The 22,583-nt window shown below is 72.1% G+C and carries 14 protein-coding genes; 2 read left to right on the top strand and 12 right to left on the bottom strand.

What is annotated here, in order from left to right:
- Window positions 1–78 precede the first annotated feature (78 nt).
- Window positions 79–2,220 (bottom strand): S9 family peptidase, encoded by a 2,142-nt coding sequence (locus ISO16_RS22260; RefSeq protein WP_037201420.1) that lies wholly within the window; start codon window positions 2,218–2,220, stop codon window positions 79–81.
- Window positions 2,217–3,110: a phosphoribosylaminoimidazolesuccinocarboxamide synthase gene (locus ISO16_RS22255; protein ID WP_006931941.1), complete on the bottom strand. Its 894-nt coding sequence runs from the start codon at window positions 3,108–3,110 to the stop codon at window positions 2,217–2,219. The genes ISO16_RS22260 and ISO16_RS22255 overlap by 4 nt, the downstream gene beginning before the upstream one ends.
- A 109-nt stretch (window positions 3,111–3,219) precedes the next feature.
- Between ISO16_RS22255 and ISO16_RS22250 the strand changes: the two genes are divergently transcribed.
- Window positions 3,220–4,656: an MFS transporter gene (locus ISO16_RS22250; RefSeq protein WP_050034621.1), complete on the top strand. Its 1,437-nt coding sequence runs from the start codon at window positions 3,220–3,222 to the stop codon at window positions 4,654–4,656.
- Between the two features lie 29 nt (window positions 4,657–4,685).
- A complete protein-coding gene (locus ISO16_RS22245; RefSeq protein ID WP_072634564.1) occupies window positions 4,686–5,516 on the top strand; it encodes a siderophore-interacting protein in 831 nt (276 codons plus the stop codon).
- A gap of 114 nt (window positions 5,517–5,630) precedes the next feature.
- Here ISO16_RS22245 and ISO16_RS22240 read toward each other — a convergent pair whose 3' ends face one another.
- The 10 genes from ISO16_RS22240 to ISO16_RS22195 all read right to left on the bottom strand — a co-directional run bounded on the left by ISO16_RS22240 (window position 5,631) and on the right by ISO16_RS22195 (window position 22,413).
- A complete protein-coding gene (locus tag ISO16_RS22240; protein WP_081636925.1) occupies window positions 5,631–6,323 on the bottom strand; it encodes a GTP pyrophosphokinase in 693 nt (230 codons plus the stop codon).
- A 178-nt stretch (window positions 6,324–6,501) separates the two neighbouring features.
- Window positions 6,502–6,723, bottom strand: coding sequence for a hypothetical protein (locus ISO16_RS22235; RefSeq protein ID WP_139310945.1), 222 nt, complete (start codon window positions 6,721–6,723; stop codon window positions 6,502–6,504).
- 184 nt (window positions 6,724–6,907) lie between these two features.
- Window positions 6,908–8,473, bottom strand: a complete 1,566-nt coding sequence (locus ISO16_RS22230) for an alpha/beta hydrolase (RefSeq protein ID WP_072634384.1) — start codon at window positions 8,471–8,473, stop codon at window positions 6,908–6,910.
- A 193-nt stretch (window positions 8,474–8,666) separates the two neighbouring features.
- Window positions 8,667–8,990 carry an ArsR/SmtB family transcription factor gene (locus ISO16_RS22225; protein ID WP_072634383.1) on the bottom strand — a complete coding sequence of 108 codons (324 nt, stop codon included), beginning with the start codon at window positions 8,988–8,990 and terminating at the stop codon, window positions 8,667–8,669.
- Window positions 8,987–9,418 (bottom strand): SRPBCC family protein, encoded by a 432-nt coding sequence (locus tag ISO16_RS22220; RefSeq protein WP_072634382.1) that lies wholly within the window; start codon window positions 9,416–9,418, stop codon window positions 8,987–8,989. The genes ISO16_RS22225 and ISO16_RS22220 overlap by 4 nt, the downstream gene beginning before the upstream one ends.
- A 110-nt stretch (window positions 9,419–9,528) precedes the next feature.
- Window positions 9,529–10,269, bottom strand: a complete 741-nt coding sequence (locus ISO16_RS22215; RefSeq protein WP_230304415.1) for a class I SAM-dependent methyltransferase — start codon at window positions 10,267–10,269, stop codon at window positions 9,529–9,531.
- Window positions 10,270–10,540: 271 nt separating this feature from the next.
- On the bottom strand, window positions 10,541–11,791 hold the full coding sequence (gene entS, locus ISO16_RS22210) for an enterobactin transporter EntS (protein ID WP_072634381.1): 1,251 nt from the start codon (window positions 11,789–11,791) through the stop codon (window positions 10,541–10,543).
- A 7-nt stretch (window positions 11,792–11,798) separates the two neighbouring features.
- Window positions 11,799–12,038, bottom strand: a complete 240-nt coding sequence (locus tag ISO16_RS22205; protein WP_006931923.1) for a phosphopantetheine-binding protein — start codon at window positions 12,036–12,038, stop codon at window positions 11,799–11,801.
- Window positions 12,039–12,042: 4 nt separating this feature from the next.
- Window positions 12,043–21,315 (bottom strand): non-ribosomal peptide synthetase, encoded by a 9,273-nt coding sequence (locus ISO16_RS22200; protein ID WP_072634380.1) that lies wholly within the window; start codon window positions 21,313–21,315, stop codon window positions 12,043–12,045.
- Between the two features lie 81 nt (window positions 21,316–21,396).
- Complete coding sequence (locus ISO16_RS22195; protein WP_006931919.1) at window positions 21,397–22,413, bottom strand: ABC transporter substrate-binding protein; 1,017 nt, start codon at window positions 22,411–22,413, stop codon at window positions 21,397–21,399.
- Window positions 22,414–22,583: the final 170 nt, after the last annotated feature.

The following is a 22,583-nucleotide window of genomic DNA, read 5'->3' as shown; positions in this document are numbered from 1 at the left end:
CCGTTTGTGGCCGTTGTGGCCGAATGTCACACCGTGTCGTTTACATCGAACGCATGTGACATTCGGCCCCGGCGGTTCTCAGCCGCGGTATGCCCCGGAGGTCTCGAGCACCCACGCGAACTCGAAGGCCACCTCGCGCCACTTCTCGTACCGGCCGGACACGCCGCCGTGGCCGGCGCTCATCTCCGTCTTGAGCAGCAACGGGGCGTCACCGGTCTTGGTGGCGCGCAGCTTGGCCACCCACTTGGCCGGCTCGACGTAGAGCACCCGGGTGTCGTTGAGGCTGGTGATCGCGAGGATCGCCGGGTAGTCCTTCGCCTCGACGTTCTCGTACGGGCTGTACGAGCGCATGTACTCGTACACCTCGGGGTTGTCGAGGGGGTTTCCCCACTCGTCCCATTCGATCACCGTCAGCGGCAGCGACGGATCGAGGATCGACGTGAGCGGGTCGACGAACGGCACGTTCGCAAGGATCCCGGCGAACAGCTCCGGCGCCAGGTTCGCCACCGCGCCCATCAACAGGCCACCCGCGCTGCCGCCGTCGGCGACGAGCCGGTCCGGGCCGGTGACACCGGCGTCGATCAGGTGCCGTGCGCAGGCGACGAAGTCGGTGAAGGTGTTCTTCTTCGCCAGCGTCTTGCCGTTCTCGTACCAGTGCCGGCCCATCTCGCCGCCGCCCCGCACGTGCGCCACCGCGAAGACCATGCCCCGGTCGAGGAGCGACAGCCGCGCCACCGAGAAACCGGGGTCGATGCTGGCCTCGTACGACCCGTAACCGTAGAGCAGCGCCGGCGAGTTCTCGGGCGTGCCCTTGCGGGTCACGATCGACAGCGGGATACGGGTGCCGTCCTCGGCCACCGCCCAGTCCCGGCGCTGTTCGTAGTTCGACGGGTCGAAGTCACCGAGCACCGGCTGGGCCTTGCGCAGCAACAGCTCTCCCGAATCCACGACGTAGTCGTAGACCCGGCTGGGGGTGATGAACGACGTGAAGCCGAGCCGCAGCATCGGCTGGTGCCATTCCGGATTCGCACCCGGGCCGACGGCGAAGAGCTCCTCGTCGAACTCGAGTTCGGTCAGCTCGCCGTAGCCGTCGGCGGTCAGCGGCCACACCGCGAGCCGGGTCAGCGCCTCCCGCCGGTACCCGAGAACGAGGTGCCCGGCGAACGCGTCGACGTCCTCGAGACGCACGTCGTGCCGGTGCCCGATGAGAGTGCGCAGCGCCGACGGATCGTCCACTGGCGCCTCGGCGAGGACGAAGTTCTCCGCCTTCTCGCGGGTGATCTCCCCCGTCGCGTCGTTCACCACCTCGACGACGTCGTTGTGCATGACCAGGAACCGGTCCTCGCCGCCGATGACGGCATGCTCGGCGCCGTACTCGACGCCCTCGCGGCGCGGCAGCAACACCCGGAATTCGCCGGTGGGATCCGCGGATTCGAGCACCCAGCCCTCGGTGGTGATCTTGGATCCCACCCAGATCATCAGATACTTCTCGCTGCGGGTGGTACCCACCGACACCCAGTACCGCTCGTCGGGCTCGTGGAAGACCTTGACGTCCTCGGTGTGGGACGTGCCGAGACGGTGCCGCCATACTGTGTCCGGCCGCCACGACTCGTCCACGGTGAGGTAGAAGATGTGGCTGTGGTCGATCGCCCACGTCGCGCCGGGTGCGGTCCCGGGGATCTCGTCGGCGAGCAGCTCGCCGGTGCCGAGATTCTTGAACCGCAGCGTGTAGCGCTCGTCGCCGACGACGTCGACCGAGTACGCGAGCAGCGTCCCGTCGTGGCTGATCGAGAACGCGCCGAGGGAGAAGAACTCGTGCCCGGCCGCCTCGACGTTGCCGTCGAGCAGCACCTGCTCGCCCGGCAGTTCCACACCCGGCGCCAGCTCCGGCGGATTCCAGTCGTCGGGGTCGGCGATCGGACAGCGGCACTGGATGCTGTACTGCTTGCCCTCGACGGTACGGGCGTAGTACCACCAGTCCCCCATGCGGGTGGGCACCGACATGTCGGTTTCCTGCGTGCGGGACTTGATCTCCTCGAAGATCCGCTCCCGCAGCGGCGCCAGATGCGCGGTCTGCTTCTCGGTCCACGCGTTCTCGGCCTCGAGATGGGCGATGACCTCGGGATTCTCCTTGTCGCGGAGCCACTCGTACTCGTCGACGAAGGTGTGTCCGTGATGGACCCGCTCGGACGGGACCCGCTTGGCGATCGGCGGGGTCATGCGCTCGGCCCCCACCAGTCGGCGAACGACAGGCCCGAGATCCGTTCGTAGGCTTCGATGTAGCGCTCCCGGGTGGCGTCGACGATGTGCTGCGGCAGGGGCGGCGGCGGGGTGTCGGACGCACGGTCCCAGCCGGACTCGGGGCCCGTCAGCCAGTTGCGCACGAACTGCTTGTCGAAGCTGGGCTGCACCTTGCCGGGCTCGTAGCCCTCGGCGGGCCAGTAGCGTGACGAATCCGGGGTGAGCACTTCGTCGGCGAGGATGAGGTTGCCGTCGTCGTCGAGGCCGAACTCGAACTTCGTGTCGGCGAGCAGGATGCCCTTGTCCGCCGCGTACATCGCGGCACGGCCGTAGATGTCGAGGGTGTCCTCGCGCAGCTTCACGGCGAGATCCACGCCGACCTTGTCGGCGACCTCCTCGAAGGTGATGTTCTCGTCGTGGTCGCCGAGTTCGGCCTTGCTCGCCGGGGTGAAGATCGGATCCGGCAGCTGACTGGCCTCCACGAGGCCCTCGGGCAGCGGGACGCCGCACACCGCGCCGGTCTTCCGGTAGTCGAGCAGGCCCGACCCGGTGAGGAAGCCGCGGGCCACGCACTCGATCGGCACCATCTTCAGCCGTTTGACGACGAGGGCGCGGCCGAGGACCTCGGCGGGGATGCGTTCGTCGTCGGGCTCCCCGGCGAGGTGGTGGTTCACCTCGAGCAGGTTGAAGAAGAACACGCTCATCGCGGTGAGCACCCGGCCCTTGTCGGGGATCGGGGTGTCGAGCACGTGGTCGTATGCCGAGATCCGGTCGCTGGCCACGAGGAGCAGGTGCTCGTCGTCTATGACATACAGGTCCCGGACCTTGCCGCCGGCGAGGTGGGGGTAGGACTGGAGTGATGGACGCACGCTGCCACCCTAGTGCGCCGCGCCGACCTGCACCGCACCCCCGTCCGATCGCCGGATCGTTCACTATGACAATGATCGTGACCGGAACCCCACCCCGAACAGGAGCGTGATGTCGGCCGCACCCCGGATCGACGTGGGTCTGCGCTCGGAACGCGGACCGATTCTCGCGGCCCTGATGCTCGCCACCGCGCTCGTCGCACTCGAGAGCACCATCCTGGCCACCGCCGTCCCGACCATCGTCGCGGACCTCGGCGGCTTCACGCAGTTCCCGTGGCTGTTCTCGAGCTACCTGCTCACGCAGGCCGTGCTCGTGCCGGTCTACGGCAAGGTGTCGGACGTGTACGGGCGCAAACCCGTGCTGCTGTTCGGCATCGCGCTGTTCGCGCTGGGCTCGGCGCTGTGCGCGCTGGCGTGGAGCATGCCGGCACTGATCGCCTTCCGCGCGGTGCAGGGTCTCGGGGCGGGGGCCGTGCTGCCGATGGCGCAGACCATCGCCGGCGACATCTACACCGTCGCCGAGCGCGCAAAGGCGCAGGGCTACCTCGCGAGCGTGTGGGGCATGTCGGCGATCGTCGGCCCCGCCGTCGGCGGCGTGTTCTCCGACTATGTGTCGTGGCGGTGGATCTTCTGGGTCAACCTGCCGCTGTGTGCGCTGGCCGCGGGGGTGCTCCTGCGGGCGTTCGCCGAGCCACGGCCCCCGGCCGCCCGGCGGCGGGTGGATCTGGCCGGCGCCGCGACGCTCGCCACGGGTTCGGGTCTGCTGATCCTGGGTCTGCTCGAGGGCGGGCAGGCGTGGGCGTGGGCATCGGCGCCGAGCGCCGGGGTGTTCGCGGCCGGCACGACGCTGTTACTGCTGTTCGTGTGGGTCGAGCGGCGGGCGCCGGAGCCGATCCTGCCGCCGTGGGTGTTCGCCCGTCGTGTGGTGCTGACCAGCAGCGCGGTCGCTGCCCTCGTCGGCGCCGTGGTGCTGGGGCTGACCTCCTACGTGCCCGCGTTCGTGCAGGGGTCACTGGGCACCACGGCACTGGTCGCGGGATTCACCCTGTCGACGATGACGATCGGCTGGCCGCTCGCGGCGGCTCGTTCCGGCTGGTTCTACCTGCGGATCGGGTTCCGCAACACCGCGATGATCGGGTCCGTGCCGGTGCTGGCCGGCACGGGTCTGCTGACGCTGCTCGACGAGCAATCGCCGGTGTGGCACGTCGCGGTGTGCTGCGTGCTGGTCGGTCTCGGGATGGGCCTGATCGCGAGCCCGGCGCTGATCTCGGCGCAGTCGAGCGTGACGTGGGCCGAGCGGGGCGTGGTGACGGGGGCGTATTCGTTCGCCCGATCGATCGGCAGCGCCGTCGGGGTCGCGGTGTTCGGCGCGCTGGCGAACTCGGCGCTGGCCGCGGACGGGGTCGCCGGGTCGGGCCCCTTGGAGCCGGAGCGGCTCGCCGACGCGGTGGCTCCGGTGTTCGTCGCCCTTCTCGTGGCCGCGGTGGGCCTGGCGGTGACGGCCGCGACGATGCCGAACCGGCCCGCCGAACCACCCGGCACCCCTTAGGTTGGAAAGGCTCACCTAAGGTGTGGGTCATGTCGAACGAAGACGGGCTGCTGCCCAGCGTCATCGAAGTCGCGAAGGTCGAGGACATCACCCCCCGCATGCGCCGCGTCACGTTCGCCGGCCGCGGGGTCGAGGTCTACGCGAGCGACCCGACCCGCGTGCCCAACATCAAACTGATCTTCCCGCGGGAGAACGGCGACCTCGACCTGCCGGTCAACACCGGCGGCCGTCGCCTCGAGTGGCCCGACCCCACGCTCAAGGCACAGGTCCGCACCTACACCGTGCGGCGGCTCGATCCCGCGGCCTCCGAGATGGACATCGACTTCGTCCGGCACGGCGACGAAGGGCTGGCCAGCGCCTGGGCCGAGCGGGCCCGTCCGGGTGACCGCATCGCGGCGGCCGGCGGCGGCGGGATCGTCGCGCCCCCGGCCGACTGGTATCTGATCGTCGGCGACGAGACGGCGCTGCCGGCGATCGGCCGCATGCTCGAACGCCTACCCGAGGGCGCCCGCGGCACCGCCGTCGTCGAGGTCGCCGACGAGGGTGAACGGCAGGATCTGCGCTCCCCCGCCGACATCGAGATCCGCTGGGTGCACCGCGACGGGGCGCCCGCGGGCACCACCACACACCTGGCCGACGCGGCGACCACCGTGCCGATCCCCGACGGCGAGTTGAAGCGGTTCGCGTGGGTCTCGGCCGAATCCGCGACTGTGCTGCGGATGCGCAGGTATCTGCGGAACGAGGCGGGCTTCGACCGCAGGTCCACCCTCGTCATCGGCTACTGGCGGCACGGCATGACCGAGACCGGGTACGGCCGTACCACGGATCACGACCGGGACTTCACCGAGCACGACGCCTGAGCCGGGCCGAGCGACGCGCGCCTTGGGCCGCCCCGGGGCCGCCCCGGGCCGAGCGAATGTATCGTCCATCTCCTCAGCGGTAGCGAGCGATACATTCGCTCGCCCCGCAGGAGGTCAGGGCGACGAGTCGGGCCCGTGCACCTGGTCGTGCAGGGCCTCCATCCGGACGTCGAGGTCGCGGGCGGTCGCGGCCGCTGCCCGGAGTTCGTCGAGCAGTCCGACGGGCACCGCCTTGTCGTACTTGTAGAAGATCTTGTGTTCGAGACTGGCCCAGAAGTCCATCGCGACGGTGCGGATCTGCAGTTCGACGAACACCGGCTGCACCCGGTCGGACATGAACACGGGGACCTCGACGATCGCGTGCAGGCTCCGGTACCCGTTGGGCTTCGGATGCGCGATGTAGTCCTTGACCTGGACGACCCGGACGTCGCGCTGCCCGGTGATCAAGTCGAAGATCCGGTAGACGTCGGAGATGAAACTGCAGGTGATGCGGATGCCGGCGATGTCGTAGATGTTCTCGCGGATCGCGTCGAGGGTGAGCGGCAGGTCCTTGCGGACGGCCTTCTCGACGACCGACTCCGGTGTCTTCAGCCGCGACTTGACGTGCTCGATCGGGTTGTGGTCGTGGGCGAAGCCGAACTCCTCCCGGAGGATGTTGATCTTGGTCATCATCTCGTCGATACCGAACTTGTAGACCATCAGGACGCGGCGGAACTCCCGTTGGAGCGCGATCTGCGGCGGGTCCAGGTTGAGCTGCGCCGGCTCGACTCGTGGTTGCCTCAGCTGCACGTCGTCAGCGCCGTCCACCGTGTCCGTCACCGTCTGTCTCCTCATCGCCTTCCCGATCGAGTCTGCCAGGTCGGCCGAGGGTGCGGCCCGGCGCCGACCCGGAGCCGCGGTGACGAGCGTGAGGGCGGCACGCGGCAACCGCGCCGGAGCGGCACGGTCGCCGCGCACCCTCAGCCGGGATGGACGGGCGCAGTCGTCACCACGGCAGCGGCACCCACTGGTCGAACAGCCAGAACCCGTGCCCCTGCGGCCCGGGCTGCTGATGCTGCGGGGCCGGCTGGTGCTGCGGCGCCGGCTGCTGCTGAACCGGGGACGAACCGGGTGCGGCGCTCGCGACGCCGGCGCCGACGCCCACTGCGGCCAACGCGATCGTCCCCGTCGCCGCGACCTTGCCCAGCTTCGTGTTCAGAACCTTCACGACTTCGCAGTCCTCTCGTCGGGGGCGAGGTGGTTCCCCGCCCGTTGGACGACTCCACACTGACCCGCGCAGCTGGCAGCAGCCTTGGGAAACCCTGCCGTTCGGCTCCGAATTCGCGGGGCGCCCGCGGTGACCACCGCGGGCGCCCCGAACCTCTGTCACGACGGATCGGCTCCGGTGCGGCTCAGCATGTCGTATCCCCTTCCGGCACAGCCAGATCGACGAGGTAACGCGCGACGGGCAGGTCGACGCACCACTGGCCGCTCAGCACCACGCCGTGCTGGGTTCCGCGGTACGTGACGAGCACCGCGTCCAGTTGCTTCGCCAGGTCCACACCCGCCTGATACGGCGTCGCCGGATCCTCGGTGGTGGAGACCACGACGATCGGGGGCAGACCGTCGACCTCCACGGCGTGCCGATCTCCCGTCGGCGGCACGGGCCAGAAGGCGCACGCACCGAGCGGCGCGTTGCCGGTGCCGCGGCCGTCGTCGAGGAACGGGGCCGCCTGCCGGGACCGGGTGTCGAGTTCACCGGCCACGGCGGGGTCGGTCACGGCGGCGTCGTCGACGCACCGCACCGCCGCCATCGCCTCGGCAGAGTTCGAGTACGAACCGTCGGCGAACCGGCCCTCGTACATGTCGGACAGCACCAGCAGTGTGTCGCCCCGCCCCTGCACCAGTTCGGCCAGCCCGTCCCGCAGGTATTCCCAGCCCTCCGGCGAGTACAGGGTCGCGATGACGCCGCTGATCGCGTTCGCGTAGCTCAGCCCCCGCGGATCCTCCGTCGCGGCCGGCCGATCGATCAGGGGATCGACCAGCGAGCGGAACCGCTCGACTGCGACCGCGGGATCGGTGCCGAGGGGGCAGTCCTCGCGGGTCGCGCACTCCGTGGCGAATGCGTCGAAGGCCTGCTGGAAACCGGCGGCCTGCCGCACCGCTTCCTCGACCGGGTCCTGCTGAGGATCGAGCGCCCCGTCGAGCACCATCGCCCGCACGTTGCCGGGAAACGCCTCCGCGTAGGCCGAACCGAGCCGGGTTCCGTAGGAGTAGCCGAGGTAGTTCAGCTTCGGGTCGCCGAGAACGGCCCGGATGACGTCCATGTCCCGCACCACGTCGCGGGCGCCCACGTGCGCCAGCACGTCGGTGCCCGTGCGTTCGGCGCAGCGCGCCGCGTACTCCCGGCGGTTCTGCTCCGCCCGGGCGATCCCCTCGGGGGTCATGTCCACCGCGGGGTCCTGCCGCCACGCGTCGGTCTCCTCGGGCGTCAGGCAGTCGATCTGCGGTGTCGACGCACCGATGCCGCGCGGGTCGAATCCGACGACGTCGAACCGCTCGGCGAGCTCGGTGCCGGCGCCGACGACGGCCATCCCGAGGCCGGACGCTCCCGGTCCACCCGGGTTGACGAGCAGCGACCCGACCTTCTCCCCCGTCGCCCGTGATCGGGACAGGGCGATCTGCGCGGTATCGCCCTGGGGGTTCTCGTAATCGATCGGCACGGTCACCCGCGCGCACTCGAGCCCGGCCCCGGCCAGGTCCGATCCGTCGGTGCTGTAGCCGTCGCACGATCCCCACTGGAGCTGCTGGGTGTAGAAGGGCTCGAGGCCCGGCGGGATCTCCCCCGCCGCCGAGGCGAAGCCGGCCGCGCCGACCGGAGACGTGAACCCGCCCACGATCAGTGCCGTCGCCGCTCCCGCTGCGGTCACGAACCGCAGGACCCGGGCCCGGGTCCTGCGCTCTCCACTCGCCGCCATGAATCGACCTGCCCTCCAGTGGTACTCGATCGGAGAGGCGAATCTCTCCTCGGACCACTACAGGGTCGGTGCCGGCGGCGACCGGCACCACCACCCCGAGGGTGTCGATGGACAACCCCTCGGGACGGCGCTCCACCGTTCTCGCCGAGCGCGTCGCCGCTCGGGCCTCGCCGCGCTCCGGCCGCCCGTGCGGCTAGGGACGTTCGGCGATGCGCTTGATCGCTTCGAGCCGGCGGTCCCACTGCCGCCCGATCGATTCCAGCTCGCCGGCCAGTTCGCCGAGCCGGGCACCGACCGCCCGGTAGCGGATCTCCCGGCCGACCCGAACCGACTCCACGAGCCCGGCGGCGGCCAGCACGGTCAGGTGCTTGGCGATCGCCTGACGACTGACCGGCAGCCGCCCCGCGAGCGCACTGGCGGACAGGTCCTCGGCGCCGATCGCGGCGAGGATGTTCCAGCGGGTCTCGTCGGCCAGTACCGCGAGCACCGCTGGAACGCCCTTCGGCACATCGTTCACCGGGATTCCAGGAACTCCACCAGATCGCCGAGTTCGGCACGCCAGCCGTCGACATTGCCGTCGTGGGCCGACTGCGGGTCGACGAGTTCCTCGAAGCCGGTCTCCACCATCGTCAACCGGGTGCCGCCGTCGATCTCGGCCAGGTCGAACCGCACGACCGTGGAGTTGCCCGGTACCGGGTCCACATTCGCGTCGCGTGCCCAGCGATAGATCAGTGTCTTCGGCTCGTCCACGTGTTCGACCAGTACCCGGAAGGGTCCGGCGTCGTGGCCCGTCCAGCCGAACGTGCCGGCACCGCCGGGCGATGCGTCGAATTCGATTCTGTCGCCGAACCATTGCGCGATCAGTGCGGGTTCGGTCAGGGCGGACCACACCTTGGTGGCCGGTGCCGCGATGTCGATGGTGCGGGTGATGTCGAGCGGGGCCATGATCGCCTCCAGTTCGGGTAGGGGTTGTGCAACTCCAGGGTTGCACCTTTCTTCCTCGACTGCAACCCCGCAGTTGCAGAAATATGGTCGTCGCGACGGCGACTCACCTCTCATCGCGTCCGGTCGACGACCAGCACCTGGACGGCACCGAACTGCGGGACGATCCGGCCGATCAGGGCCGCCGCCGGCTCGAGCCGGTGCCCGAACCGCGGATGCGCCGCGGTGAACAACCGGCCCTGCACCCGGGCTCGGCCGTGTCGAGCGCCCAGACGGCGCAGCTCTCGCCGCGTGACAAAGCGTCCGTCCGAGTACGGCGCTCGGCGGGTGGGCCGATCGAGCCACCCCCAAGGGCTGGTCGGGTTCAGGGTGAGTGCGACGATGCGCCCGCCCGGACGAGTGATGCGGGCCATCTCGGTGAGCACCGCCGCGGCGTCGGTGAACTCGAGGGTCGCGACGGTGACGGCCGCGTCGGCCGCGGCGTCCGGCACCGGCAGGCGGGCGGCGTCGGCGCGCACGACCCGGCCGGGTGCCCGGGCGGCCGCGACGGCCAGCATGCCCGCCGACAGGTCCACACCGAGCACACGGGCACCACGGTGAACAAGATGGCACACGAGCCGGCCGGTCCCGCAGCCGATCTCGACCACGGTGCGGCCTGCCACCTCCGGCAGGGCCACATCGATCGCGCCGCGCTCCACGGCCCAGGCGTGGGCGCCCCACGGGGTGGCGAACCAGGTGTCGTAGTCCCGGGCCTGCGCTGCGTCACTCGTCATCCAGCGTGCAGAGGGGTGCGCAGCATCGATCTCTTCTCCGGGTGTGCGCTCGAACGGCCCGAACGGTTCGTTGGTGGACATGCCGTCGGGATTCCCCTCGCCGGAGTCCGGAAACAGCGGTACGACGAGGCGGGTCTCACGCCGGTGCGAGCCTTCGGACCGCGTAGCTCACGATCTCGGGGGTATGCGCGCTGATCACCACCCGCTACACCCTCGACCAGGTCGCCGAGGCATACGAGGACATGCACGGCGGCAAGAACATCCGCGGCGTGATCGTGTTCGACCGAGCGGAACCGGCCCGCGCCGGCACCCGCACACGGGTGCCGGCGCAGCGGCGTTCGGCAGGACGGGCTCAGGCGACGCGCTCGAGCGAGGTCCCCTCGTCGAGCCGGCGCAGCGTGCGCAAGGTGGCCCACAGCAGCGCGGTGATCACCAGCCCGACGGCACCGTACGCGGGCAGCGCCGCCGAGATCGGCACCAGCGCCGCCACTGCGCCCGCGACCACCGCGCCGACGGAGGCACCGGCGGTGACCTGCGCCGCCCACACCGCGGCGATGCGCCCCCGGTACTCGTCGGGGGTGTGTTTCTGGACCGTCGCGTACCGGACGATGTCGGTGAGCGCGTCGCCGAAGCCGTGCGCGGCCAGGCCCAGCAGCGCCACCGCGACGGTCGCGGTGAGGCCCGCCCCGACGAGCCCGGCGGCGGAGACGGCCATGAGCAGGAAGACCACCTGCCCGGATCGGCGGAGGTGGCCGGTCCAGCCGCTGGTGAGCGAGCCGATCACCGCGCCGACGGCCGGGGCGGTGTAGAGCAGCCCCACCACCGACGGTCCCGCGCCGAGCACCTCGGTGGCGTACTCGGGGACGAGCACCGACCAGCCGGCAAGCAGCATCGTCACGAATCCGCAGACGAGCACGCCGCTGATGACACGGTTCCCCGACGCGTAGCGGAAGCCGCTGAGCACCGAGCGCAGCGGCGACTCGTCGGCGACGTGCGTCGGCGGCAGGGACGGCAGCCGGGTGATGCAGAACGTGGTCACGGCGGTGGTGGATGCCGCGAGAGCGTAGGCCACCCCGACTCCGCCGGCGGCGATGACGACCCCGCCGAGTGCGGGTCCGACCATCGCGCCCAGGTCGCCGGTGAGGGCCATGAGCGCACCGGCCGCCGCCATCTTCTCCCGCGGCAGCAGGCTGGGGGTGACGGCCATAAGGGCGGTCGCGGAGATGCCGCCGCACGCGCCGTCGATCACGGCCGCCACATAGACGACCCACATCTTCGGGTCGGGCAGAAACGCGTTGAGTGCGAGCACCGCGAACGCCACGCCCGCGGTGCCCCGGGCGACGGCGATGACGCGCCGGCGATCGTAGCGGTCGGCGAGCACCCCGCCGACGAACGTGGCGGCGAAGGTGGTCACGCCGAGCACCGCCGACACGGCGGCGACCTGCGCGGTGGACCCGGTGAGCCGGTACACCTGCAGCGGCACGGCGACGACGAGGAAGCCGAGGCCGAACAGCGACACGACCCGGGCGGTGAAGATGTAGCGGAATTCGCGGCTGGTGCGCAGGGGGTCGACGTCGAGGACCAGCTTGTCGATCAGGGCCACGGCCGGGTCACCGCGGGGCGAGCAGGTCGTACCACGCCTCGAGCCGCGGTTCGGTGGCCAGCGAGACGAAGTCGACATCCGCGCCGGCGCCGCGCCACTGCTCCACGAGCGCCATCAGACGCACCGAGTCGAGGCCCTGGTCGACGAGGCTGAGCGCGGGGTCGAGTTCGTCGGCCTCGATCTCGAGGAGCCGTGCGATATCGGTGCGGATCGTCTCGCGGTCCAGGATGCCGGACTGTGCTGACATGAGGTCACTCCTTCTCGGTTGCAACGGGTGCGGGGATGCGGGCGGCCGCGGTGAGGGCCTGGACCCAGCGCCGGGCCACGACGGCGACGGTGCGCTCGTCGAGCACCTCGTCGGGCGCGGCGAATTCGCAGTCGAGCATGGGCCCCTCCGGGGTGTCCTCGACGACGGCGTCGACGTGCAGGACGTGGTCGAGCGGCGTGGCCGGGTCGACGGAACCGCCGAGCGCGACGGCCTCGGGTGCGCCCGACCACGGGGCGCCGGTGTCCTCGCCGAGCGTCATCCGGCCGAGGTAGTTGAACACCACCTGGGGCCGCCGATAGCGGTCGAAGACGTGGTCGGGCGCGAGGCGGTGCAGTAGTCCGAAGCCGATGCCGTTGTCGGGCACGGCGTTCAGCGCGTGCGCGACTCGCGCGCGGGCCTCGCGCGCGGCGGCCGCGCCGGTCAGGGCGTCCTCGGGGTCGATACCGGCCAAGTTCAGCGCGACCGGGAACATCGACGTGAACCACCCGACGGTGCGCGCGACGTCGGCTCCGGGCACGACCTGTTCCTCGCGGCCGTGACCCTCGAGTTCGACGCGCACGACGTCGCCGCCGCGGACCGAGGCGACCGCCACGGCGAGCGCCGCGAGCAGCGCGTCGTTCACGGCCCCGGAGGCGAGGACGTCCTCGGTGACCGGCACGGGAACCCGCACGTGCGTCGAGCGCAGCGCCGAGACCGTGTCGCGTGCCGGGTCGAGGGCCCGGACGCCGAGGGGTGGTTCGACCGCGTCGACCGCGAGTTGCCAGGCGGGCAGCGAGGCCCTGATCCGCTCGGAGCGCGCGGCCTCGGCGAGGCCGGTCGCCCACGCCCGGAAGGACGTGCCGGGTGACGTCAGCGCGACGGTCTCGCCGCGTCGGGCCTGTTCGACGGCGTCGGCGAGGTCGGGCACGAGGATGCGCCACGACACACCGTCGATCACCAGGTGGTGCACGGCGACGAACACGCGGCCGGGGCGGTGCGGCCCGAAGTCGAACAAGATCGCCTGCACCATCACTCCGGATTCCGGATCGAGTGCCCTGTAGGCGATTTCGCGTTCGGCAGCGAACCGATCCGCCCACTGCTCGTCGTCGACCTCACCGACCTCGACGCGGCGCACCAGGGTCTCGATGCCCGGTGCGGTCTCGGGGACGGTCCAGCGGGGTCGGCCCCCGGCGACGGCGAACCGGGACCGAAGCATCGGATGGGTGTCGAGCAGCGCCGCGACGGCCTTCCCGAGCGTGTGCACGGTGAGGCCGACGGGCGCGACGAGCAACCGCGCCTGCGAGAACCGGGCGAGGTCGCCGCCCCACGCGAGGGCCTCCCACACGATCGGGGTGATCGGCACGTCGCCCGTCGCGGCGACCGCGGGCACCGCCGCCGGGGCCGTGTCCGTCTCGTCGACCGCGGCCAGGGCCGCGACGGTGCGCAGCTCGAACACCTGCCGGGCCGTGAGCCGGAGCCCGGCGGCCCGGGCGCGGGAGACGAACTGGATCGAGACGATCGAGTCACCGCCGAGCGCGAAGAAGTCGTCGTCGATGCCCACCCGGTCGAGGCCGAGCACCTCGGCGGCCACCTCCGCCAGCACCGCCTCCCGCTCGGTGCGCGGCGCACCCGAGCCGACGAGTGCCCCGAAGTCCGGCTCCGGTAGCGCCTTCCGATCCACCTTGCCGTTGGCGGTGACGGGGAATGCGGCCAGCACGAGCACCGCGGCCGGCACCATGTAGTCCGGGAGCCGCTCGGCGAGCACGGCCCGCACGACGGCCGGGTCCACGTCGCCGTCGGGCACGACGTAGCCGACGAGCCGGCGCACGCCGCGTTCGTCGGTGTGGGCGACGGCGACGGCGTCGCGCACCCCGCGCACCGCGGTCAGGGCCGCCTCGACCTCGCCGAGCTCGACCCGGAAGCCGCGGATCTTGACCTGGTCGTCGCCGCGGCCGAGGAATTCGAGGGTGACACGGCCGTCGCCGGCCGGGGCCCGGCGCACGACGTCGCCGGTGCGGTACATGCGGGTTCCCGGCGGACCGAACGGGTCGGGCAGGAAGCGGGTGCCGGTCAGGTCGGGGCGCCCGAGGTAGCCGCGGGCCACGCCGGATCCGGCGACGTACAGCTCACCCGCGACGCCGACCGGCACGGGGCGCAGCATCCGGTCGAGGACGTAGGCGGCGGCGCCGTGCACGGCCCGGCCCAGGCACGGGGTGTCGGCGTCGGTGACCTGTCCGACGAGCGAGTCGACGGTGCACTCGGTGGGCCCGTAGAGATTGAACGCACGTCCGTCGGTCAGCTCCCGCAACCGCCGCCACAGCGCCGGGTTGACGGCCTCGCCCCCGAACCCGACCGTGGCGGGCCGGTGTCCGCCGTCGAACAGCCCGGCGGCGACCATGCGGTCGAGGAACGACGGGGTGACCTCGAGGAAGTCGAGTTCGTGTTCGGCGACGTACGCGACCATCGCCTCGGGATCGCGCAGGGTGTCCTCGTCGAACACGTGCACGGCGTGGCCGTCGAGCAGCCACAGCATCGGCTGCCACGAGGCGTCGAACCCGAACGACCAGGCGTGCCCGACGCCCACGCTCGTCCGGCCCGCCCCCGCCACGGTGGGCACGTACAGGTCGGCGCGGTGGCTGTCGAACAGGTTGAGCAGGTTCGCGTGGGTGATCGCCACGCCCTTCGGCAACCCGGTGGAGCCGGACGTGTAGATGACGTACACGGGGTGCTCCGGTCGGAGCGGTGCGGTGCGCTCGTGGTCGGCGACGGGTGCGGCCGGGCGGGCCCCGACGTCGGCACGGACCGTCTCGTCGTCGAGGTCGAGCACCGGCACCCCACCGAGCACCGGTCGCAGCGTCTGCGCCACGGCACCGTTCGTGACCACGACCCGCGGCCGCGCGTCGCCGACCATGTGCGCGAGGCGCTCCGCGGGGTACGCCGGGTCCATCGGCACGTAGGCGCCGCCGGCGGCGTGCACGGCGCAGAGCGCGACCATCATGTCCGCCGAGCGCGGCAGGGCCAGGCCCACGAGCGTCTCGGGTCCGACGCCCTCGTCGATCAGCCGTCGTGCCAGACGTGCCGACGCGGCGCCGAGCTGGGCGAAGGTGAGCCGCACGGCGCCGCACACGACGGCCGCTGCGTCCGGGGTGCGGGCGATCTGCGCCGCGAGCAGGTCGGTCACGGTGCGGTGCCCGTTCGACGGTGCCGGGGCGGTCGACGAGAGTCCGGGCAGCCGTCCTCGCTCGGCCGGACCGAGGACGTCGAGCTGGGCGACGCGCAGCGACTGTTCCCCGGCGAGCTGGTCGAGGAGGCGCACGAGCTGCCGGCCGAGTGCGCCGGCGTCGGCGGCGGTGAACAACGCCTGCTGGTACTCGAGGGTGAGGGCGAGCTCGTCGTCGAGTGCGGCGACGAGCACCAGCGGGAAGTTGGTGGCGTCGTGACCGCGGACGTCGGTGACATCGAGACCACCGGAGCGCTGCGCGCGGGCGAGGGCGTCGGTGTCGATCGGGTAGCTCTCGAACACGATGAGGGTGTCGAACAGTTCGCCGAGGCCGACGGCGCGCTGGATGTCGGCGAGGCCGACGTACTGGTGATCCAGGAGCCGGTTCTGCTCGTCCTGGACGCGCCGGAGCAGTTCGGCGGCGGGCTCGCCGGGGCGCAGCACGACGCGCACGGGCACGGTGTTGATGAACAGGCCGATCATCGTCTCGACGCCGGGAACGTCCGGGACGCGGCCGGACACGACGGCGCCGAAGGTCACGTCGGTGCGGTCGAGCCGGGCGCCGAGGAGAACCGCCCACGCGGTCTGCACCGCGGTGTTCACGGTGACGCCGAGGTCGCGGCAGCGGCGCTGCAGCCGCGCGGCCAGACCGGCCGGCACCGGCACCGAGAGTTCGGCGGGCAGCGTGGCGTCGAGCGACGAGCCGGCCGGGGCAAGCAGCGTGGGTTCCTCGACGCCGGTGAGCGCCTCGGTCCAGCGGCGCAAGCCCTCGTCGGTGTCGCGGTCGCCCAGCCACGCGAGGTAGTCGGTGAACGGGCGGACCGCGGGCAGCGACGCCGGGTCGGCGCCCGCGCCGTAGAGGGTGAACAGTTCCTGCATCAGCAGCGGCGACGACCAGCCGTCGAGCAGCAGGTGGTGGGCGGCGAAGATCAGCCGGTGCCGGTCCGGTGCGAGGCGCACGAGGGTGAACCGCACCAGCGGCGCGGCCGCGACGTCGAACCGGGTGGCGCGGTCCGCGGCGACGAGGTCGTCGCTGCGCTCCTCGACGGGCCGAATGTCACATCGCGTCGATCTGACCGAAGCGGTGTGACATTCGGTCACGGGGGTGGGGTCGTGTGTGAGGTCGACGTCCGTCCACCGCAGGCCGGGGTCCCGGAGAACGACGCCGACGGGGTCACCGGCTGTGGTCGTGCGGAATCCGGTGCGCAGGGTCGCGTGCCGGTCCAGCAGCGCGACGACGCTGCGCCGCAACGTGTCCCGGTCGAGGTCGCCGCGCAGATCGAGGACGGTCTGCATCGAGTACACGTCGGTGCCGGTGCCGTCGTCGAGACCGGCGAGGAAGAACATGCCGCGCTGCAGCGGCGTGAGCGGTACGACGTCGTCGATCGGGCCGAGTTCGGTGGTGAGCGAGGCGAGTTCGGGCAGCGCCAGCCTCCGGTAGGTCAGGTCCGACGGGGTGGGTCCGCCGGCGCCGGGGGTGCCGGCGTGCCGGGCCAGCGCGGCGAGCGCCTCCACCCACCGGCCGGCGACGAGGGCGACGGTCTCCTCGTCGAGGACGCCCGCCGCCGTGAATTCGCAGACGATCTCGGGGCCGCGGGGGCCGTCCTCGGTGACGGCGTTGACGTCGAGGACGTGGTCGAGGGGTGTGCCGGGATCGACGGCGCCGCCGAGGGCACCCGCCTCCGCCGCGGCGGACCACGCCTGACCTGTGTTCTCCCCGAGCGTCATCCGGCCGAGGTAGTTGAACATCACGTCGGGGGCCCGGTACCCCGGGAAGTGCCGCGTTCCTTCGGGAGCGAGGCGGCGCAGCAGCCCGAATCCGAGGCCGTCGTCGGGCAGGGCCCGCAGCGACTCCTTGACCTGGGCCAGAGCGGTTCCGGCTGCCGCGGTACCGGCGAGGGCCTCGTGCGGGTCGATGCCGGACACGTCGAGCACGGCGGGGTACAGGGTGGTGAACCAGCCGACGGTGCGGGTGAGGTCGGCGCCGGGCACGGCGTGCTCGGCGCGGCCGTGGCCCTCGAGGTGCACGCGCAGCACGTCGCCGCCGCGCACCGACGTCACGGCCAGCGCGAGGGCGGTGAGCAGCACATCCGCGACGCCCGCCCGGTACGCGGCGGGCACGGTGGTGAGGATCTGCTCGGTGACCGCCACGGGTACCCGCACCTCGCGCGACCGCGCGGTGGCGACGGTGTCGCGCGCCGGATCCAGCGGGCGGGCGCCCAGCGGCGGTTCGGTGGTCTCGGCGATCTCCTGCCAGCGCGGCAGAGAGTGCGTAATGCGATCGGACGTGGCGGCTTCCGTGAGCCCGAGCGCCCAGTCCCGGAAGGACGTGCCGGCCGGCTCGAGATCCGGCGCGGCGCCACGTCGCGCCCGATCGACGGCGGCCGCGAGGTCGGGCACGAGAATCCGCCACGACACACCGTCGACGACGAGGTGGTGCACGGCGACGAACACGCGGCCCGCCGCGTCGGGGCCGGCGTCGAGGAGCACCACGCGGATCATCTGCCCGGCCGCGGGGTCGAGGTCCGCCAGCGCGCGGTCGCGTTCGGCCTCGAACAGGGCGCGCCACCGCGCGTCGTCGAGACCTGCCGCGTCGACCCGGCGCACCGCCATCGCCGCGTCCGGAATACCCTCGGGCACCACCCAGTCCGCGTCGCCGCCGGCGACGGTCAGGCGCGAGCGGAGCATGGGATGGGTGCGCAGCAGTGCGTCGACGGCCGCGACGAGGTGCGCCTCGGTGAGCCCGGGCGGAGCGATCAGCAGGCGGGCTTGCGCGAAGCGCCGCAGATCCCCTCCGTGGTCGAGGGTTTCGCGCACGATCGGGGTGAGCGGCACCGGGCCGGTGGCCACGACGGCGGGCCGCGCCGGCTGCTCGTCACCGGTGTCGGACTCGCAGGCCGCGGCGAGCGCGGCGACGGTGCGCAGTTCGAACACCTGGCGCGCGGTGATCCGGACGTCGGCGGCGCGAGCGCGGGACACCAGTTGAATCGAGACGATGGAATCGCCGCCGAGGGTGAAGAAGTCGTCGTCGACGCCGACGCGGTCGAGGCCGAGGACCTCCGCGAACGCGGAGCACAGCGCCGACTCCGTCGCGGTGCGTGGCGCACCGGATCCGGCGAGCGCCCCGAAGTCCGGCTCCGGCAGGGCCTTCCGGTCCACCTTGCCGTTCGCGGTGGTCGGCAGTTCCGGGACCCGCAGGATCGCGGCGGGTACCAGGTACTCGGGCAGGTGGGCGGCGACGGCGGGGCGGACGGTCACGGGCTCGGCCGTTCCGGTGACGTAGCCGACCAGGCGGCGCACGTCGCGGGCGTCGGTGTGCGCGACGACGACGGCGGCACGCACCCCCGGCACGGCACCCAGCGCGGCCTCGATCTCGCCGAGTTCGACGCGGAACCCGCGGATCTTGACCTGGTCGTCGTCGCGGCCCACGTATTCGAGGGCACCGCGTTCGGTGTCGACCGGGTCCGGCAACCACCGCACGACGTCGCCGGTGCGGTACATCCGCTCGCCCCGGCCGGTGAACGGGTCGGCGACGAACCGCTCCCCCGTCCGGCCGGGTTGTCCCAGGTAACCGCGGGCGACACCCCCGCCGGCGACGTACAGTTCCCCGGCCACGCCGGGCGGTGCCGGTCGCAGCCACCGGTCCAGCACGTACAGCCGGGTGCCGGGGGTCGGTCCGCCGATGGTCACGGTGTCTCCCTCGATACGGGAACAGGTTGCGTCGACCGTGCATTCGGTGGGGCCGTAGCAGTTGTAGGCCTCGACGCCGTCCGCGGCGCCGAGGCGCCGCCACAGCGCCGATCCGACGGCCTCGCCGCCGACGGTCACCTTGGCGGGCCGGTGGCGGTCACCGTCGAGCAGACCGGCGTCGAGCAGTCCGCTCATCAGCACGGGCACGCAGTCGACATGATCGATGCGGTGGGTCCGCACGTAGTCGACGACGAACGCGGTGTCGGTGCGGTGCTCGTCGGGCAGCACGTGCAGGGTGTGCCCGGACAGCAGCCAGGTCAGGGCGGCGACGGCCGAGTCGAAGGCGAACGGGTAGGTCAGCAGCACCCGCCACGTGCCGGACGCCGACCGCATGATCGTCTCTCGCTGCGCGGCAACGAGATCGGTGAGATTGGCGTGGGTGACGGTGACACCCTTGGGGAGGCCGGTGGAGCCGGAGGTGTAGACGACGTACGCGGCGTGACCGGGGCGGAGCGGGCGGAGACGATCGGCGTCGGCCACCGCGGCGGCGGGCAGCGCGGCGAGCCGGGTGCGCAGGTCCGGGTCGTCGAGCACGACGAGGCGCGCGCCGCTGCCGGTGAGGGTCGCTCCGAGTTCGTCGGCGACGGCACGGGTGGTGAGCACGACACCGGGGCGGGCGTCGGCGACCATGTGCGCCAACCGCTCCGCCGGGTACGACGGATCGAGCGGCAGGTAGGCACCCCCGGCGGCGAGCACCGCGAGGACGGCCTCCACGGTGGCGGCGGAGCGTGGCAGGGCCAGGCCCACGAGCACGTCGGGTCCGACACCGAACCCGATCAGCAGGCGCGCGAGCCGCGCCGAGTTCGCCCCGAGCTCCGCGAAGGTGCGCTCCTCGGCGCCGCACACCACCGCGAGGGTGTCCGGACCCGCCGAGGCGGGCAGCGCCGCGACGGTGCCGTCCGAGGGCGCGGCCGGCGCGACGGACCACGTGCCGAGGACGCGACCGCGTTCGGTGCCGGTGAGCAGGTCCAGCGCGGCGGCCGGACGGTCCGGCGCGGCGGCGAGGGCGCCGAGGATGTGGACGAGGCGGCCGGCGAGGGCGGCGGCGTCGTCCGCGGTGAACAGGCCGGGCCGGTAGTCGAGGGTCATGACGAGGGTGTCGGCGACGCCCGCGGTGAGCACGAGCGGATAGTTGGTGGCGTCGCGGCCCTCGACGGCGGCGATCGTGACCCCGCCGGCGCGCTGGGCACGGTCGAGCGCGTCGCGGTCCACGGGATAGCTCTCGAAGACGGTGAGGGTGTCGAACAGCTCCCCCAGTCCCACGTCGCGCTGTACCTCGGCGAGGCCGAGGTACTGGTGGTCGACGGTGCGGGACTGCGCCAGCTGCACGCGCCGCAGCAGCTCGGTGACAATGGCGCGGGGATCCAGGCGCACCCGCACGGGCACGGTGTTGATGAACAACCCGACCATGGATTCGACGCCGGCCAGTTCCGGCGGTCGCCCGGAGACGGTGGCGCCGAAGACGACGTCGTCGCGGCCGAGCAGCCCGGACAGCAGCAGCGCCCACCCGGTCTGCAGGACGGTGTTGAGGGTGACGCCGGCGTCGCGGGCCAGGCCGGTGAGCCGGTCGCCGAGTCCGGCCGGCACCTCGACGGCGACGGCGGCGGTCGGCGTCGTGGCCCGGGTGGCGCCGGGCGGGGCGACGAGGCTCGGTTCGGTGAGTCCGTCGAGGGATTCGCGCCACAACGCGCGGGCGGCGTCGTGGTCCTGCCTGCCGAGCCACGCGAGGTAGTCGCGGTAGGGCCGGACCGGAAGCAGGCCGGTGGCGGCACCGCCCGCGGCGTAGATCTCGAGGAGTTCGCGCACCAGGATCGGGGTGGACCAGCCGTCCACGACGATGTGGTGGGCGGTGAGCACGAGCCGCACGTCGTCCGGCCCGATTCGCACGAACAGCCAGCGGATCAGCGGCGGCCGCGTGAGGTCGAACCAGTCGCGTAGATCCTCGGCGAGCAGATCCGCGAGGTGACGCTCCGCGACGTCCGGCTCGAGACCGGTCAGATCGACGCTGCGCCAGGGGGCTTCGGTGCCGCGCACGACGAGGCCGGCGGTGCGGCCGTCCTTGCGGGGGCGGAAGCACGTGCGCAGGGCGGGGTGCCGGTCCAGCAGCGCCTGCGCGGAGGTCCGCAGGGTGTCCTCGTCCACCCGCCCGGTCAGGCGCAGCACGGACTGCACGGTGTAGGCGTCCGGTTCGACGGCTCCGGCGGCACGGGCGGTGTCGTCGGGCGCGGCGACGGTGCTGAGGTAGAGCAGGCCTTGCTGCAGCGGCGAGAGGGGAACGATGTCTTCGAGCGCGGAGGTGCGGGTCATATCTGCCTAACGAACGGGTGCGAGGTGCGACGAACACGGCCCCCGGGTCGCCGGACGCGGGGGCCGTGGGTGCCGGGAGGGCTACTGCTGCCGGTTCGCGGGCAGCGCGGCGAGCGCCTCGTCGATGGAATCGAGTGCGAGCAGCGCGGTCTCGTAGGTCGCGGCGTGGGAATGTTTGACCGGAACCAGATTTCCGGCCTGCACGGCGGGCAGGGACTGCCACAGCGGGGAGGCCATCAGCTCCTGCAGCTCGGGCGAGACCGAGCCGTCGGCCTCGACGCCGTAGACGATGACGTCGACGTTCCCGAGGTTCCGGCCGATCTCCTCGACGGAGAGGTACTCGCCGTGCACGTCCTCGGGGTTGGCGGGCTGACCGGGGAACTGCAGGTCGAGGTCCTCGAACAGGTTGGTGGTGTACGACGAGGCGTACTCCCGGAAGAACTCACCGGGCTCGGTGCCGCACACGTTGCAGACGCCGGCGAAGGTCAGGTTCCCGAGGGTGCCGCGGTACTTCCCGGCGATCTCCGCGGCGCGTGCCTCGTACTGCTCCTTGTACTCGCCGTAGGCGTCGGACACGTTCGCGGCGTCGGCGTACTGCTCACCGAGGCCGCGCCAGTCACCGGGGTTGGTCAGGCCGAGGAAGACCACCGGAGCGAGGGCCTCGAGCTTGGCCGTGTCGAGCTGCGACTGCACGCGCGCGGGCACGCCCATGATGATCAGGTCGGGCGCGGCGGCGGCGACGGCCTCGTAGTCGAGTTCGCTCACGGCCCCGTCCGGCGCCACCTTGGGCAGCGCCTCGTACGCGGCCTTGGTCTCCGCGTCCATGTTGTCGAGCTCGCGGGTCCATTCGCAGGCGGCGGCGAGATTCGCGTCGGCCTGGAGCAGCGGTAGCACCGCGTAGCCGCAGGCGACGATGCGCTGCGGGTCGGACGGGATCTCGATCGGCCCGTTCTGCGCCTCGAACGTGCGCGTGGCGTCCGCGGCCGGTTCCTCGCCGGAGCCACCGTCGCTGCCGCACCCCACCAGGCCCACGGCCAGCACCGCCGTCGCGCCGAACACCGCTGCGCGGCGCAACCGGCCCCGTCCCTCAACCCGCATCGCTTACTCCCACATGTCTGTTCGCCGGGCACCCGCCCGGACCTGATTGGTTAGGCTAACCGAACTCGGTGCGGGCGCCAAGCGCTACGTCCCGGTCCTGCGCACAGTTGTCTGCGCCGATCCTCGTGCCCCATGAGGGGCAGCACGCGAGGACAGCTTTCGTCGCTCCG

The sequence above is a fragment of the Rhodococcus sp. M8 genome (assembly GCF_015654185.1).
GTDB lineage: Bacteria > Actinomycetota > Actinomycetes > Mycobacteriales > Mycobacteriaceae > Rhodococcus > Rhodococcus aetherivorans.
Note: the sequence above shows the minus strand (reverse complement) of the source record. Positions and strands in the feature narration are given on the sequence as shown.

What these genes read in the sequence shown, in the direction of transcription:
- ISO16_RS22205 (WP_006931923.1), bottom strand. Translation starts at nt 12,038, where the DNA reads ATGTCAGCACAGTCCGGCATCCTGGACCGCGAGACGATCCGCACCGAT.
- ISO16_RS22220 (WP_072634382.1), bottom strand. Translation starts at nt 9,418, where the DNA reads ATGGCCCCGCTCGACATCACCCGCACCATCGACATCGCGGCACCGGCC.
- ISO16_RS22215 (WP_230304415.1), bottom strand. Translation starts at nt 10,269, where the DNA reads ATGTCCACCAACGAACCGTTCGGGCCGTTCGAGCGCACACCCGGAGAA.
- ISO16_RS22230 (WP_072634384.1), bottom strand. Translation starts at nt 8,473, where the DNA reads ATGGCGGCGAGTGGAGAGCGCAGGACCCGGGCCCGGGTCCTGCGGTTC.
- ISO16_RS22250 (WP_050034621.1), top strand. Translation starts at nt 3,220, where the DNA reads ATGTCGGCCGCACCCCGGATCGACGTGGGTCTGCGCTCGGAACGCGGA.
- ISO16_RS22245 (WP_072634564.1), top strand. Translation starts at nt 4,686, where the DNA reads ATGTCGAACGAAGACGGGCTGCTGCCCAGCGTCATCGAAGTCGCGAAG.
- ISO16_RS22195 (WP_006931919.1), bottom strand. Translation starts at nt 22,413, where the DNA reads ATGCGGGTTGAGGGACGGGGCCGGTTGCGCCGCGCAGCGGTGTTCGGC.
- ISO16_RS22260 (WP_037201420.1), bottom strand. Translation starts at nt 2,220, where the DNA reads ATGACCCCGCCGATCGCCAAGCGGGTCCCGTCCGAGCGGGTCCATCAC.
- ISO16_RS22200 (WP_072634380.1), bottom strand. Translation starts at nt 21,315, where the DNA reads ATGACCCGCACCTCCGCGCTCGAAGACATCGTTCCCCTCTCGCCGCTG.